Below are 16,208 nucleotides of genomic sequence, written 5' to 3'. Positions count from 1 at the left end.
GATAAAATGAAGATTAATCGATGCTTACCAAGCAGATTAATATCATCTCTAGGATCAAGGTTCATCGAATCGATACAGTTTTACCTTCATCAAGATCTATAATCACTCTTATAAAAAGAATAAGTGGGTTTGATACTATTTGATACTGTATGATTTCAGTTGACCCACTATAATAGAGAGCAATTATACCTTTTATTGATTTCAAATGAGATAGGAAAAATGATTGATACAAAAACACCCACACGTGAACTCAGTATGACTGTTTTAATGACACCCGATATGGTCAACTTTTCAGGTAATATTCACGGGGGCAATATTTTAAAGCTCCTCGACCAAGTTGCCTATGCTTGTGCAAGCCAATATGCCGGTACCTATGTAGTGACCCTCTCCGTTGATAAGGTGGTCTTTAAACAGCCGATCTATGTCCAAGAGCTTGTAACCTTTCACGCAAATGTGAACTATGTCGGTCGTACCTCGATGGAGATCGGTATTCGAGTTGAAGCTAAAAATATTAAGACACGTGAAGTGCGCCACACCAATAGTTGCTACTTCACCATGGTCGCGATTAATGACAATGGTACACCAACGCCGGTTCCTAAATTAGAGATTCGCAATCGTACTGATCAGCGCCGTTTTGATAATGCGGTACTTCGTCTCAACTCTCGCTTAGCCTTTGATAAAGCGCAGATTAAAGAGGAAGATGAGGAGTAGTTTCTAGGCTGAGTCTCAGATTCATCAATCTTATCGATTATCTCAGTCTGTATGATGCATTTAAAACCTAAGCGGATTATTCTGTTTAGGTTTTATTTTTATCTTATCTTTTTTATCTTATCTTTTTTGTCTTATGCTTCTTTCTATCGCTCTTCCCTACCACCTCTGTTCACTCGTTAAGCAGATTCATACTCCTCATGGGAGATTTTTGGCGCTAAGAGCCAGTTAAAGGGGAAGATGGAAGCCAGTCCAACGGCAACTACAATAGTAATTAATGTCGATATAAGCGCAACAGGAAGTGTTATAGCAATTTGAGAGTGCGCCAATGCCGTCAAAACAATAACACAGATAATGGGATGGATAAGATAGACCCCCAACGCTTTAGGTGCAACGCCCTCTAATAGTGAGATATAGCGAATAAAGTAGACAATCACCATTCCAAACATCCCTAAAAGGGACATAAAGAGGAGATAGTAGATAAGCGCTTCTTCAAGAGGGAGCTGATAGAGTGTTCTAAAGGAGAGCGGATGGGGATAATGGATAAAACCAAAGTAGGCAGAGGTTAGCCCTACCGCTAACAATAACAGAGGAAGATAGAGCGGTGCTGACCGCCAACGATGAACCGCTTGATGAGTAATACGGCGCCCGAGGAAAAAGATCGGGAAATAGGCCACGATAGAAAAGAGTCCTGAATAGGGTAATCCATAGAAAAAAGCGATAAAACCAATGATAGAGAAGAAAATCATCGTAATGATCGGATGGTGGCGTAATTCCGCATGCATTTTACTAAAGCCTTGCCACAATGGTACGGCAATAATAAACCAGACTCCGTCGAGCGGTTCGATAAAGAATTGTAAAAGAGAGAAATCGCCGGCAATAATTGCAGGAATTGTATTAATCAATTGAAAGCCACTGCAGGTGATAATGGCAGGAATGACCGCTTTCTTAATCTCCTTTAGGGAGATATCTTGTGTTAAATAGGCCGCAATAAAAACAAACATAGGGATTAAGAAGGTATCGAGCGTAAAGACAACACCATCGAGTATTTGGCTCTCAGGTGTTACACGTACTAAAAAGTAGCTCAATACAATGAGATTACTCAATATAAATCGCAACGTTTGCCAAAAGGGCTTCGGCGCATCCACCATCATCTCACCTCTTCTCTCAGTTTCCCAAATTTCTAGATCTATAACTATTTAATAACGATTTAATAACGATTTAGTTATTTTGATCTTCCACTCACTCTTCAAGATTACCTCCCGAGATTATACCCAATTATGATCAAGAATATCTGATCATCATAACTATTTATGAGCATTAACCTAATGATTTAAAGAAATAATCTGCCGGCATGCAATCTCTGGAAGAACGCGATGGTAAGATCCGGCAGCATTCAGCCTCTTGTATTTTAATAATCAATCCTTAAGAGAGTTTGTTGGGCGGCGGGAACCGACTATTTCATTCTTAACACTATCGCATGCCCGCCAAATGGCATCGATGATGCCGGAAAAGTTATTACTATTTACAAGGCACTTATTGGTAATTTCCGGCGATTAAGAATCGCCATCTGCCGGCGCGCAATTTATGGAAGAACGCGATGGTGAAATCCGGCAGCATTCAGCCTCTTTTATTTCAATCAATAACTACAAAAGAGCTATTATGATTGCTCAAAACCAAAGGCTTGCACATCGGCAATATCTTCCTTACCCCAAATAGCCATTAAAAGACGATCAACCCCTAAAGCAACACCACTGCAAAATGGAAGCTGATCTAAACTCTCAAGAAGAAGATGATCGAGTGGAACAGGCTCATATCCAATCTGTTGACGTGCCTTATTCTCCGCCTCAAAACGAGCGCGCTGCTCATGACTCTCTGTTAACTCTTCATAACCATTCGCAAGTTCTAAACCTTGCCAATAAGCTTCAAAACGTTTCCCTACCAAATTGCCCTCCTCTTCCACAATTTTGGCTAATGAAGCTTGCGTTGCAGGATAGTGATAGAGAAAGGTAACCTTATCAGGGTCAAATTGTGGCTCTAAGAGATGAGAAACTATAAGATCTAACGCTTCATCTCGATCTCGCGGGGTAAAAGTTAAGGAGAGCTCTGAGTCTTCTATAAATTGAAGTAGCGCTTCAAAGGAGAGTGTGAAAGGATCTATCTGCAGAAACTTTAAAAATGCCTCTTGATAACTATAAGATTCGCGCTCAAGCGGCTTTGCACTAAGAAGACGGAGAAGACGATAAACTTCCTCCATGAGCGTCTCGAGATCAAAGCCTTCACGATACCACTCTAACATGGTAAATTCCGGGTTATGACGATGACTCAACTCTCCATCTCGAAAGACTTTGCCGAGATAGTAACAAGAGCCTGAACCCGCCGCTAATAGACGCTTCATATGATATTCAGGAGAGGTAATCAGATAGGTGTCATCACCATGAAGCCGACCAGGGCCATTGTAGCGGGATTTAAAATTGAGGAGCGCAGGATCAGGATTGCCAAATTGGCTCATAATGGGCGTATCGACCTCAACAACCTCTTCTAAAAAGAAATAATCGCGGATCATCCTCAGTAACTCTCCACGCTGCCATAGCTTATCTCGTAAATTTTTTATCTCTCTACTCAATGCTTTACTCCCTTCTAATGATAATAGATATATCGCTATTGCTACTGTAAGTCGCGATCTAACGCCTGATAATAATAACAATACACCCTTAATAAAAGCGTTAATCAAACTGCTAAGCAAACAATTAATATCAATCGTAAAGACCCAAAATTGTCGACAAAATAACGGTGAAACTTAGGTAAAATGCCGATAGTTGAGCCCTTAATAAAACCTTACGTCATAATATAGTGTATATTTTTTCGATCTTTGATCTTTAGTCGCTTTTTATTCACTTTTCTTATTTAAGATAAATAAGTGTGCAGATATGCGATAAATTGAGAATTAGTAGAGACACTCAAAATATTAACCGAAGTGTGAAAGGAAGTTCCTCCTCTTTTCGATTACTTCTTTATTACTTCTCTATCGCCTCCACGATACTTTCCTATTACGAAATAGTGAGTTTACAAAAACTTTCTCAAATCGCACTATTTACTACTTGCAAATAAGAATAATTATTATTAGTATGTAGAAAGCGATCATCGATAAGAGGAATTAATGATGTATATTTGTCTTTGCAATGGGATTACTGATAAAGCGATTGTTGAAGCTGTCGAAAATGGTGTCACAACATTTGAAGCACTCCAAGCACAACTTGGTGTTGCAACCGGTTGCGGATCTTGTGCAGATATTGCCAGAAGTCTCTTACCCGGCGAAGCATCCCCTCAATCGACCCACAACCCCGTCCCACAGGCGTATGAATTACGGTAGTTTTCTGGTTAGTTATCTTGTTGTTGCACGGTAAGCTCGCGATAATTGCAATTTATATCTCAACAATTCTTGTAAGATAATTACTTAAAAAAACTTATAACAGCGTAAAAAGTTTCCATAAAAAAATCTCAGAGGTCTATTAAATCCTCTGAGATTTTTTTTGCTTGATAATTCTAGCCGTTTCAGCATGCTAATGATCTTCTGTTTATTGAATGGAGAATTGGAGACTAAACAGATCAAAGATCAACTAACTGCTAACGTATAGTAACGGCTAAAATGATCATTAATAAAATCATTAAAAGAATCATTAAGAGAAACTCAAGTCACTCACATCGAGCGATATTGATCTATCTCTGGTGATGCAATCAACTTGGCCTTATCTTTAATTGATGCTTAAGCTACTTCTTCTCAATAAGCTGCTGAAGATAGATCTCTAAGCCTAAGGTATCGATATTTTCTCTCTCAGTCTCAAGCCAATCGATATACTCTTCACTCTCATCAAGTAATCTCTCTAAGAGCTCACGAGAGACATAATCTTGCACCGTCTCTAAATGCGCAATTGCTTCCACTAAAACGGTTCGTTTCTGATACTCACGATCAAGATCACACTTTAAGATCTCTGGTACATCTTCCCCGATGAGTAACTTACCTAACTCTTGTAGGTTCGGTAATCCCTCAAGTAGAAGAATACGCTCAATAAGATCATCTGATTCTTTCATATCTTGAATCGATTTCTTATAGACCGGATGACCCAATCCTTCAAAGCCCCAATTTTTTAAGATGCGTGCATGCAAAAAATATTGGTTAATAGAGATTAAGTATTGCCCTAAGACCTTATTGAGTTGCAACAAGACAGAACGTTCAACTTTCATATGATTTACCCCAATTTCTAAAAATAGATATTGATCTTTTAAAGATTGATTCTCTAGGTTTGTTAAATCAATTCCCTAAGATTCAATCTTAAAAGATCCTAATAGATCGCTATCACCTTAAAATCGGTCTTAAGCGATCTCATTTTGAAGATAGAGTGGTAGACCAATAGTCTTAATAAGACGAAGTTGTTTCTCTAACCAGTGAGCATGATCCTCTTCTGTATCTTTCAACTGCTCAACTAACATCTCGCGAGTAACATAATCTTGTTTCTCTTCACACAACGCGATACCTTTCTTCAAAGCTTCACGTACAGAGAGTTCAAGGTTAAGATCACTTTGAAGCATCTCTTCCACTGTAGAGCCGATATGGATCGCGTCCGGCACCATTTTAGGAGTACCTTCTAACATCAAGATACGCTCAATGATCTTCTTCGCATGCTCAGTTTCATCATCCATCTCATGGAAGATACGCTCAAATAACTTCTGATATCCCCATTCGTTGTACATTGTTGCATGGATGAAATATTGATCTCTTGCTGCTAACTCACCAGCAAGAAGAACATTTAGGTAATCGATAACGTCGCTATTTCCTTTCATTTTATATTCCCTCTTTATTATTGAAATTATTGAATCGGACGATCGCTACAACTCAATGCAACGACTTAACTTACGTAACAGTATAACAACTATTTCCCACATTACGAATTGAGAGAAACCTCTTTAATCAATAAGTTACAAACAGAAATGATTTACAAATAACGATGAGTGATACTCCAAAATTTTAAATGAAAAATCCCTATAAAAACAGATAGATAGCTGAAATTTTAGATAAAAATAGCTCGTAAATAGTAATATCTCTTAAAGCAGAATCGCTCCACCTCGCTCTTTTTGAGCAAAATTTAACCAATATTTTCACGCAATATTTCTCTACCAATTTCCCTATTTTCTTGGATATTGAGCAATAAAAGGGTATTATCGAGCCCATCTATGACCGCTCTTACCGCCACTTTCAGGCGATAACCGGTCAGTATCAATCCTTTACTTATATAGGTTTTACTATGCGACAATATGACGGCGTTAAACCGCTCTTCTCCTATCGAAAATATTGGGCTCATCGTTTTGGTACGGCGCCATTTCTTCCTACAACACGAGAAGAGATGGATCTTCTCGGTTGGGATAGTTGCGATATTATCTTTGTCACAGGCGATAGTTATATCGATCACCCAAGCTTTGGTACTGCAATCTTAGGCCGCTTGCTAGAAGCGCAAGGTTTTCGTGTCGGAGTGATCTCTCAACCCGATTGGCGCTCGCTCGATGATTTTATGCGCTTAGGAGCGCCGAATCTCTACTTTGCAGTTAACTCCGGTAATATGGATTCTATGGTCAACCACTATACGGCAGACCGTAAAGTTCGCCGAAATGATGCCTACACTGCCGGAGATGTGAATGGTAAACGCCCTGATCGAGCGGTGATTGTCTATAGTCAAAAGGTAAGAGAAGCTTATCGGGATATTCCTATTATTATCGGTGGAATTGAGGCCTCTCTTCGCCGAGTTGCTCATTATGATTATTGGTCAGAGACGATTCGTCGCTCTATTTTAGTCGATAGCGCAGCTGATCTTCTCCTCTTTGGCAACGGTGAGCGCTCTATTGTGGAGCTAAGCCACCGTCTTGCTGCCGGCGAGATGATTGCAGATATTACCGATATTCGAGGATCAGCCCTTATTCGTCCTCATGGAAAACACCATTTTGGGCGCCATGAACTCGATTCTACTCACTTTGATCATGTGGGTAAGATCGACCCCTATATTAATCCTTACGGAACCATCACAAGTCGTGATTGCGAAACCAATGTCGCCCTTGAAGCGCCAACACAAGATCAAGCAAAATCGACCCTCAAGAGCGAAAATATTAGCCGAACCGATCTCACCATTCGTCTACCTAGCTTTGAAGATGTCACAGAAACAGCGGCGCTCTATGCTCATGCTAGTCGTATTTTACATCTTGAAACCAATCCTTTTAATGCGCGCCCGATGGTGCAGCAACATGGGGATCTCGATGTTTGGATCAACCCGCCACCAATCCCTCTCTCTACCAAAGAGATGGATGCCGTTTACGCACTTCCCTTTGAACGAGCACCTCATCCTAGCTATGGTGATGCCCATATTCCGGCATGGGAGATGATCAAGCACTCCGTTAGTATTATGCTGGGCTGTTTTGGCGGTTGTACCTTTTGTTCAATCACAGAGCATGAAGGACGCATTATCCAGAGCCGCTCTGAAGCTTCTATCTTAGCAGAGGTGAAAGAGATTCGAGATCGCAGCCCCGATTTTAAAGGCTATATCTCAGACCTTGGTGGCCCAACAGCCAATATGTATCGTTTAGCTTGTAAAGATCCCAATATTGAGAAGCATTGCCGCAAACTCTCATGTGTCTACCCCGGCATCTGCCAAAATCTCAATACTGATCATAAGCCACTTATTGAACTCTATAAAAAAGCTCGAGAGATCGAAGGCATTAAACGGATCCATATTGCCTCCGGCGTTCGTTATGATCTTGCAGCGCAATCGCCTGAATATATCAAAGAATTAGTTACTCATCACGTGGGTGGATACCTTAAAATTGCACCGGAGCATACCGAAGAAGGGCCGCTCTCTAAGATGATGAAGCCCTCGATGAAAGCCTATGAGGATTTTAAGACTCTCTTTGAAAAATACTCGCGCGAAGCGGGAAAAGAGCAATATCTAATTCCCTACTTTATCGCCGCCCATCCCGGTACAAGTGATGAGGATATGCTCAATCTTGCGCTCTGGCTTAAAAAACATGATCTCCGCGCTGATCAGGTACAAGCTTTTATGCCGACACCGATGTCTGTTGCAACTGCGATGTACTATTCTGAGCGAAATCCCCTCAAACCGATTCGCCGTAATTCTGAACATGTAGGAACAGCAAAGAGCCTCAAGCGCCGGCAACTTCATAAGGCATTCCTCCGTTATCACGATCCCAATAATTGGCCACAACTGCGTCAAGCATTACGCTATATGGGAAGAAGCGATCTGATCGGTTCAGGCAAAGAAGCATTAGTGCCGGCAGAGAGTCATAAAGAGCGACGCCAACGACAATATCAACGAGGTCAACAATTTACCACCAACTATCATGGAATCCCGAGAAGAAGAGGAAAGCGAGAGCGGTAAAGCAGTCCATTTACCTTTAATCTACATAAGGGTTGAAGAGGTAAAGATCGAAGGCACAAAAGAGAAAATCCCACAGTGATCAAATGAATGAACTGTGGGATTTTTTATAACAAATCTCTATTTTCTATTTCTATTTTTAGAGCGACATGATTAGAGTGACTCTTCTCTCTCTAATAAGATATTGAGCATACGACGAAGTGGCTCTGCTGCACCCCAGAGAAGCTGATCCCCGACAGTGAAGGCATTGAGATATTCAGGCCCTAAATTCATCTTACGAAGGCGGCCCACAGGGATAGTCATTGTGCCGGATGTTGCTGCCGGCGTTAACTCCTGCATCGTAATATCACGATGATTAGGAACCACCTTAACCCAACGGTTACTCTCTTTAATCATCGCTTCGATATCATCTAACGGAACATCTTTAGTCAATTTCACAGTTAAACCTTGTGAGTGACAACGCATTGCTCCGACACGGACACAAGTTCCATCGATAGGTACAGAACGCTCCAATTGTAAAAGTTTATTACTCTCCGCCATCGCTTTCCACTCTTCACGGCTCTGCCCATTCTCAAGCTCGCTATCGATCCAAGGGATTAAGCTACCGGCTAATGGAGCACCAAAACGGCTCTTAGGATATTGATCAGTTGCGAAAGAATCGGTAATCATCTGATCGATCTCTAAGATACTCTTTGCCGGATTGTAGAGATCATTATTGACAAGCGAATGGATTGCCCCCATCTGCTCTAAGAGCTCCTTCATATTTTGCGCACCCGCACCGGAAGCAGATTGATAGGTCATTGAGGTCGCCCACTCAACAAGCCCCTCTTTAAAGAGAGAACCGAGCGCCATCAACATTAAACTTACAGTACAGTTTCCGCCGATGAAGTTTTTAATACCACGCGCTAAACCTTGATCGATAATATCTCGATTAACAGGGTCTAGAATAATGAGCGCATCTTCATCCATTCTAAGGGTTGATGCGGCATCAATCCAATAACCTTGCCATCCAGCTTCACGTAATTGCCCAAAAACAGCAGATGTATAATCGCCCCCTTGGCAGCTAATAATAATATCTTGTGCCGCAAGCGCCCCAATATCAAAAGCATCTACAAGTGCTGATTCATAACTTCCGGCAACCACAGGTGCCTTACCACCTGCGTTTGAGGTTGAGAAAAAGGTGGTGTGAATTCCGGCAAAATCATTCTCTTTCTCCATACGCTCCATTAAAACGGAGCCGACCATTCCACGCCAACCGATTAAACCCAACTTTTTCATCTTATATTGATCCTTTATTATTTAATTTATTATTTAATTATTCTCTGATTCGACCGGCTTCAATCGACGCCGGTCGATTTCAATTAACTTCTATTAATTTCAACTAACCACAATTAGTTACGATTAGTTACGATCAGTTACAATCAACTTTAATTAAGCACCTAATGCTTTTAAGACAGCTTGCCCCATAGCAACACACCCGACAACCTCTTCACCAGGTTGGGCAATATCGCGCGTACGATATCCTTCGCTCAAGACTTGTTTTACCGCACTCTCAATCTCATCGGCAATCTCATTTTTTGCAAAGGTATAGCGGAACATCATCGCAACTGAGAGAATCGTTGCTAAAGGATTGGCCACATCTTTACCGGCAATATCGGGTGCTGATCCATGAATCGGTTCATAGAGTCCTTTGTTATTCTCATCAAGAGAGGCTGAAGGAAGCATGCCGATCGAACCTGTTAACATTGATGCTTCATCAGAGAGGATATCTCCAAAAATATTTCCCGTTAACATAACATCAAATTGCTTAGGCGCTCTTACTAACTGCATCGCGGCGTTATCTACTAAAAGATGGGAGAGCTCAACATCAGGATATTCAGCTGCTACCTCCGTCACCACATCACGCCACAATTGCGTCGCTTCCAATACATTCATCTTATCGATTGAGCAGAGACGTTTATTACGCTTTTGTGCAGCTTGGAAAGCAACATGGGCAATGCGGCGAATCTCAGACTCGGAATAAATCATGGTATTGAAACCTACACGCTCACCATTACGCTCCTCAATTCCACGAGGTTGGCCGAAATAGATATCACCCGTTAATTCCCGCACGATCATAATGTCGAGCCCGGCAACTAACTCATCTTTAAGGCTAGAGGCATGCGCTAACTCTTTAAATACCTGCGCAGGACGAAGATTCGCAAAAAGATTGAGCTCCTTACGGATTGCTAATAATCCCTGTTCAGGACGAATATTGCGTGGAAGTGAATCATATTTAGGTCCACCAACCGATCCGAGAAGAATAGCATCTGCCGCTTTTGCGCGCGCTAAGGTCTCAGCAGGTAGGGGCTCCCCTTTCTCATCCACTGCAATTCCACCAATCAATGCATGCTCAGTAGTGAGGGAGAGTTGATGCTTTTCTGCAACAAAATTGAGAACTTTTTCCGCTTCTCCAACAATCTCCGGCCCAATTCCATCCCCTGCTAAAACTAATACTTTCATTTTTCTAACCTTCTCCAAATCTCAAGAGTTTTGATCTATTCTCTAATTATTATCTGATTGATCAGAGCCGCTCGGTAGAAGAATACCAAACCGCCCACCTATTTATATCATCGAATATACTATCGGAGCTTTAAAGCTCCACAAATCAATATACGAGATCGTTCTAAAAAATCATAGTACTCAACATCGATTTGAGCGATTATTTTTATTGACCTGATCGATTCGCTTGTAATTTTGATCGTAATTTGGACAATTATTCCAGCAATTGAGCTTGCGCCTCTTACGCCTTCTTACTCCTTTTTAACCCTTCTTTCTTAGCCCTTCTTCGTGCTAAAGAATCGGTAGAAGACTATTCCGAGTAATATTGCATTGAGGAGATACCCTAAAAAGACCGTGTCATATGTTCCGGTAAGATCATAGAGCCATCCTAAAATTGTAGGAATAAAGGCCGCAAAGCAGTAGCCGCCAAAGAGCATCATCGCTGTCCAACTTGCCACCGCATTACCATCATCTACCTCATAAAAGGGGAGAAGCATCGTCAATGCAAAGAGTCCAGAGCTGACTAAAATACCTAAGATTCCAACGGTGACATAGAGAAGGAAGAGATTATTTCCACCCCAAAGGAGCGTTACCACCGCAAGTATCGTCACTAAAATAGCGCCGAGACTCGTCATTCTCAATCCTAAACGAATCACAATAATCGGAATCAAAAAGCCTCCGATAATACCATTTAAGATCGAAAGATTAAGGAGCGTATTCGCATGAAATTGATCGATCCCCTTCTCCAATAAAAAGGGGAGAAGCCAAGCGACATTGGTATAAAAAAGTCCTGATTGTAGACCAAAACAGGCGACTAACATCCAGGCCCGAGGTTGATTCCAGGGCATCTTCGCTTTAGGAGCCTGCTGATTAGCCGGCGCGCCCCCTCTAAAGAGATAGAAAGCCGCCCAGACTGCCGATACAAAAAGTACCGGAAGCGCCCAAAATTGTAGCGTCGATGTCCACTTCCAATGGAGATAGTGGTTCAAAATAGAGCTACTCATCGTCCCTAAAACACCACTGATGCTGATACCTAATGTGTAGAAAATCATCCCCACATTACTGCGCTGCTTAAAGTGATGTTTTACATAACCAGAGAGAAGAGGACCGGCAATTGCGATACCGATCCCCATTAAAAAGGAGGAGAGAAAGAGCCACGTTGTACTCTGAAAATAGCTACGAGTAATGGTGGAAACCCCGATCAAGAAGAGGCTGAAGGTAATCACCCGCTCTAAACCAAATCGATGGCTCAATGGAGAAGCGATAAGTGCAAAGATTCCCATACAGATCACCGGAATGGTCACTAAAAAGCTAACCACAGCACTCGAAAGTGCTAAATTTTCGGAGATATCGCTCATCACTGGTCCTAACGAGGTTAACGTTACCCGTAATGATGCCGCGGCTAAAAAGACTAGCCAAAAGCAGGCTAATGGAACTCGATACCCCTTCTCTCTCACCATCTTCTATTTTCGTCCTGTATGTCCAAATCCACCTTCACCGCGCTCTGATGCTTCAAACTCTTCAACTTGCTCAAAGTTTGCCTGAATTACAGGAACGATCACCATCTGCGCCATACGCTCACCCACTGTTAAGGTAAAATCCTTATCGCTACGATTCCAGAGTGAAACCATTAATTCACCTTGATAATCAGCATCAATCAAGCCTACTAAATTTCCCAAGACAATGCCATGCTTAACCCCAAGACCCGAGCGTGGAAGAATCATCGCCGCATAGCGAGGATCTTTAAGATAGATCGCCATTCCGGTCTTCACAAAGAGACTCTCCCCGGCTTTAATCACAATATCTTCATCGATCATTGCGCGAAGATCTAAGCCGGCAGAACCTGCAGTTGCGTAATTAGGGAGGGGAAACTCTGTTCCAAGACGTTGATCTAATACTTTAAATTCAACATTGAGCATCTTCTATTTATCCTTTCTTATCATTATTCATTTGTTGAGAAAGAAAGAAGCTCTCTTATATTTAATTGATCTCTTTTATGAGAACCTTCAAATATAAGGAGCTTACTTTGTTATTTCGCTATCTATTTTTCTTTAATGAGTTCTAATCAATTAGAGCTTAACAGGTCGACGCGCATTGAGGCGGTCGTAATAATATTTATCTAAGACTGTCGTCGGCATCTCAGCTTGACGTACAGATTCATAGCTTGCCGGCGTTAAACCTAACTTTTCAAAATCATTTCGCGTTGTAACTGAACCGGTCTTCGCACTCTTTAACTGATTGCGATTATAGGGGAAGCGTGGAATAAAGCCGATAAAGAAAGCTAAGATGCCCGCGATAAAGTTAGGCATACCGATAATCATACGGCGCTTAGGTGTAATCTCTTTTGCAATTTTTTGTGCAATCTCTTTAATGCGATATTGCTCTTTGCCAGCAAGCTCAAAGATGACCTGCTCATGATCTTGCTCGAGAAGTGCAAAAACCGCTTGGATAAGATCATCAATAAAAAGAGGTTGTACTTTTGCTTCAGCCATCGGCAACCATAAAAGAGGAGAATGACGAATCCAGCGTGCTAAATTGTAGCTGAAGCGATCTTCATAGCCGACCACCAATGAGGGAGCAACAATTGCTAACTTCATCTCATTTTTAGCAGCAAGATCAAGAAGTGCTTTATCACCGGCCGCCTTTGTTGTAAAGAAGGTGCTCTGCCCCTCTTTAGCGCCTAATGCACTAAAATGAATCATCTTTTTAACGCCCAAATCGTTAGCGATCTCATAGATGCGAGTTGGATAGGTCACATGTGCTTTCGTTGCTCTACGACGATTATTATCCCAGGTTCCCACAAGATTAATCACATAATCTGAGCCGGCCATATGTTGACGAATCACCGCTTCATCTTCTAATTTACAGCCATCGATAAATTCAACATAAGAGAGGCATGAAGCATCATTTTGCACATTACGATCACGAGAAATTACTGTGACGCGATACCCATTTTTTGCCAATGCCACAACAAGAGGAGAACCGACAAAACCTGTTCCCCCAAAGATACACACTTTCTTTCGATTCATTTCTGCTCCTGAAATAGATTGTAAACTCTAATTCTCTCAGTATAACAAAATAAATCGGGAACTTGAGTTAAATTATCTCGATAAATGCAGTCTGATAAATAGGTAATGACTTATCCGATCTATCATGACATATAGATTGATAGATAGACTGATAGATAGATGATGGCTCATCCGTTAAAAGATCCCTAGGAAACTTGATCCTAATTGACGTTTAACACTTCAAATAAGACCTCCGCTTTAAAAATCTGCTATGATTTTCCCCATATTTTTAAATTTTGAGTTGGAACTAAAAGGAGTCCGCGCAATGAGAAGATATTTTGGTACTGATGGTGTCCGTGGAAAAGTAGGAGAATTTCCTCTCACACCCGACTTTGCTCTTAAACTTGGGTTTGCGGCAGGAAAGGCACTTGCCCAAGAAGAAGGTAGTACCGTTGTTATCGGTAAGGATACCCGGATCTCCTGCGACCTCTTTGTTGCGGCTCTTGCATCAGGACTCACTTATGCGGGCGTCAATGTCCTACTTGCCGGCACAATCCCAACACCGGGCGTTGCTTACTTAACGATGAAGCATCAAGCGATCGCCGGTATTGTTGTCTCAGCATCTCACAACCCTTTCTATGATAATGGAATTAAATTCTTCAATGCGAAAGGGGAAAAGCTCGATGATAATGTAGAGCTCTCCATCGAAGCAGGGATCGATGCGCCCTTCTCTCCACCTCAAAATGGCGTCGTAGGGACTATTCAAGAGCTCTCAACAGCACGCACTGAGTATCGCGACTTCTGTCTTGCTAGTGCGCCGGAGCTTTCACTGAAAGGGGATAAAATCGTTGTCGATTGTGCCCATGGCGCTACTTACCAGATCGTTCCTGAACTCTTTCGCCATCTAGGTGCTACGGTCATTGAGGTTGGAACTGCCCCAAATGGTATCAATATCAATGATGCTGTCGGTTCTACCGCGCCGGAAAAAATTATGGCTCAAGTAGTGGCAGAAGAAGCCGATTATGGTGTTGCATTTGATGGTGATGGTGATCGTCTTCTAATTATTGATGAAACAGGTCGCCCTTTTGATGGAGATGATATCCTCTATCTATTAGCCACTGAGCGCAAAGAAAAGGCGGTTGTCGGCACTATTATGAGCAATTTAGGATTTGAGCTTGCGCTTAAAGAGCAAGGCATCACGCTACATCGCTCTAATGTTGGGGATCGCTATGTTTTAGAGCTTCTCAATCAGTTAGATCTCAATATTGGTGGGGAGAACTCGGGTCATATTCTCTGTCTCGATCAGCACTCTACCGGCGATGGTATTATTGCCGCTCTTCAAGCCATTCAATTGATGAAACAGAGTGGTACAACTTTTGCCGAAATCCGCAATCGTATTCCTAAGACTGTACAGGTAATGCACAATGTTAGAATTGAACGAGGTGCAGCTTGGGAGAGTGATGCGCTAAAAGAGGCGATGGAAGAGGTTGAGGCAGCATTAGCAGGTCGAGGTCGAGTCTTAATTCGCCCCTCCGGCACTGAACCTGTTGTTCGCGTTATGGTGGAGAGTGATGAGTATGAGATCAGCGAAAAACATACACAATATTTAGCGGATATTATTCGTAATAGTCATCATTAAAAGATCTATCCTCGGGCTGAAAGCGCCAACTGCCGGGCATGTAATCGTGAAAAGAGCAAAATAATTGGCTCCCGCTACTCCAAGAACTCTCTTAAAAATGATTCATTGAAATAAGAAGATCTGTTGAGTTGCCGGAGATCACTATCGTGTTCTTCCATAAATTGCGCGCCGGCAGTTGGCGATTCTTAATCACCGGTAATTACCGATAAGTACATTGTAAATAGTAATAACTTCCCCGGCATCGAAGATGCCGATTGGCGGGCATGCACCGGTGAAAAAAACGAAATAGTCGGTTCCCGCCGTTCCACGACTCTTCTTATTGAAAATAATACAAGTAGAAGCTGAACGCTGCCGGTCCTTACTATTCCGTTCTTCCATAAATTGCGCGCCGACAGTTGGCGATTCTTAATCACCGGCAATTGCCGATAAGTGCATTATAAATAGTAATAACTTCCCCGGCATCGAAGATGCCAAATGGCGGGCATGCACCGGCTAAAAGAACGAAATAGTCGGTTCCCGCCGCTCCACTGCCCTTCTTATTGAAAATAATACAAACAGAAGCTGAACGCTGCCGGTCCTTACTATTCCGTTCTTCCATAAATTGCGCGCCGGCAGTTGGCGATTCTTAATCACCGGTAATTACCGATAAGTGCATTGTAAATAGTAATAACTTCCCCGGCATCGAAGATGCCGATTGGCGGGTATGCACCGGTGAAAAAAACGAAATAGTCGGTTCCCGCCGCTCAAAAATCTTCTTACTTGTTGAAATTGACTGAAGCTGAATAGTTTCGAGACCTCCCCTCTACCTTATACCCTATTGAGATGACATAAAGATGACAAATCATTGCGCAATCCTTTGCTTTGTTACATAGTTGT

General features: G+C 42.1%; 15 protein-coding genes. 4 read left to right on the top strand and 11 right to left on the bottom strand.

Going from position 1 to position 16,208, the window contains the following annotated elements:
- Positions 1-219 precede the first annotated feature (219 nt).
- Positions 220-711, top strand: a complete 492-nt coding sequence (locus tag DC077_RS01100) for an acyl-CoA thioesterase (RefSeq protein ID WP_109217767.1) — start codon at positions 220-222, stop codon at positions 709-711.
- 176 nt (positions 712-887) lie between these two features.
- Here DC077_RS01100 and DC077_RS01095 read toward each other — a convergent pair whose 3' ends face one another.
- Positions 888-1,862: a hypothetical protein gene (locus DC077_RS01095; RefSeq protein ID WP_109217766.1), complete on the bottom strand. Its 975-nt coding sequence runs from the start codon at positions 1,860-1,862 to the stop codon at positions 888-890.
- A gap of 506 nt (positions 1,863-2,368) precedes the next feature.
- Positions 2,369-3,334 (bottom strand): EF-P lysine aminoacylase EpmA, encoded by a 966-nt coding sequence (gene epmA, locus DC077_RS01090; RefSeq protein WP_239990386.1) that lies wholly within the window; start codon positions 3,332-3,334, stop codon positions 2,369-2,371.
- A gap of 534 nt (positions 3,335-3,868) precedes the next feature.
- Between epmA and DC077_RS01085 the strand changes: the two genes are divergently transcribed.
- The gene (locus tag DC077_RS01085) at positions 3,869-4,081 is read left to right on the top strand and encodes a bacterioferritin-associated ferredoxin (RefSeq protein ID WP_275663856.1); all 213 of its coding nucleotides are present in this window, start codon (positions 3,869-3,871) and stop codon (positions 4,079-4,081) included.
- A gap of 398 nt (positions 4,082-4,479) precedes the next feature.
- Here the strand turns inward: DC077_RS01085 and bfr (DC077_RS01080) are convergent, their stop codons facing one another.
- Both bfr (DC077_RS01080) and bfr (DC077_RS01075) read right to left on the bottom strand, forming a co-directional pair.
- Complete coding sequence (gene bfr, locus DC077_RS01080) at positions 4,480-4,953, bottom strand: bacterioferritin (protein WP_109217763.1); 474 nt, start codon at positions 4,951-4,953, stop codon at positions 4,480-4,482.
- Between the two features lie 129 nt (positions 4,954-5,082).
- Entirely contained in the window at positions 5,083-5,550 is a 468-nt protein-coding gene (bfr, locus tag DC077_RS01075) for a bacterioferritin (protein ID WP_109217762.1), read from the bottom strand.
- A gap of 461 nt (positions 5,551-6,011) precedes the next feature.
- Here bfr (DC077_RS01075) and DC077_RS01070 point away from each other — a divergent pair, with 461 nt between their 5' ends.
- The gene (locus DC077_RS01070) at positions 6,012-8,147 is read left to right on the top strand and encodes a YgiQ family radical SAM protein (protein ID WP_109217761.1); all 2,136 of its coding nucleotides are present in this window, start codon (positions 6,012-6,014) and stop codon (positions 8,145-8,147) included.
- 150 nt (positions 8,148-8,297) lie between these two features.
- Here the strand turns inward: DC077_RS01070 and asd are convergent, their stop codons facing one another.
- The 5 genes from asd to DC077_RS01045 form a co-directional block, all read right to left on the bottom strand.
- Positions 8,298-9,422: an aspartate-semialdehyde dehydrogenase gene (gene asd / locus DC077_RS01065; RefSeq protein WP_109217760.1), complete on the bottom strand. Its 1,125-nt coding sequence runs from the start codon at positions 9,420-9,422 to the stop codon at positions 8,298-8,300.
- A gap of 153 nt (positions 9,423-9,575) precedes the next feature.
- Complete coding sequence (gene leuB, locus DC077_RS01060; RefSeq protein WP_109201470.1) at positions 9,576-10,646, bottom strand: 3-isopropylmalate dehydrogenase; 1,071 nt, start codon at positions 10,644-10,646, stop codon at positions 9,576-9,578.
- A 314-nt stretch (positions 10,647-10,960) separates the two neighbouring features.
- Complete coding sequence (locus tag DC077_RS01055) at positions 10,961-12,145, bottom strand: MFS transporter (protein WP_109201469.1); 1,185 nt, start codon at positions 12,143-12,145, stop codon at positions 10,961-10,963.
- 3 nt (positions 12,146-12,148) lie between these two features.
- Complete coding sequence (dut, locus tag DC077_RS01050) at positions 12,149-12,604, bottom strand: dUTP diphosphatase (RefSeq protein ID WP_109201468.1); 456 nt, start codon at positions 12,602-12,604, stop codon at positions 12,149-12,151.
- A gap of 150 nt (positions 12,605-12,754) precedes the next feature.
- Entirely contained in the window at positions 12,755-13,714 is a 960-nt protein-coding gene (locus DC077_RS01045) for an NAD-dependent epimerase/dehydratase family protein (RefSeq protein ID WP_109201467.1), read from the bottom strand.
- 304 nt (positions 13,715-14,018) lie between these two features.
- Here DC077_RS01045 and glmM point away from each other — a divergent pair, with 304 nt between their 5' ends.
- Positions 14,019-15,332: a phosphoglucosamine mutase gene (gene glmM / locus DC077_RS01040; protein ID WP_109201466.1), complete on the top strand. Its 1,314-nt coding sequence runs from the start codon at positions 14,019-14,021 to the stop codon at positions 15,330-15,332.
- A 189-nt stretch (positions 15,333-15,521) separates the two neighbouring features.
- Here glmM and DC077_RS10610 read toward each other — a convergent pair whose 3' ends face one another.
- The gene (locus tag DC077_RS10610; RefSeq protein WP_133243540.1) at positions 15,522-15,710 is read right to left on the bottom strand and encodes a hypothetical protein; all 189 of its coding nucleotides are present in this window, start codon (positions 15,708-15,710) and stop codon (positions 15,522-15,524) included.
- 31 nt (positions 15,711-15,741) lie between these two features.
- Positions 15,742-15,930, bottom strand: a complete 189-nt coding sequence (locus DC077_RS01035) for a hypothetical protein (RefSeq protein WP_109201465.1) — start codon at positions 15,928-15,930, stop codon at positions 15,742-15,744.
- Positions 15,931-16,208 lie beyond the last annotated feature (278 nt).

The organism is Ignatzschineria cameli (assembly GCF_003121895.1).
GTDB classification, from domain to species: domain Bacteria; phylum Pseudomonadota; class Gammaproteobacteria; order Cardiobacteriales; family Wohlfahrtiimonadaceae; genus Ignatzschineria; species Ignatzschineria cameli.
Note: the sequence above shows the minus strand (reverse complement) of the source record. Positions and strands in the feature narration are given on the sequence as shown.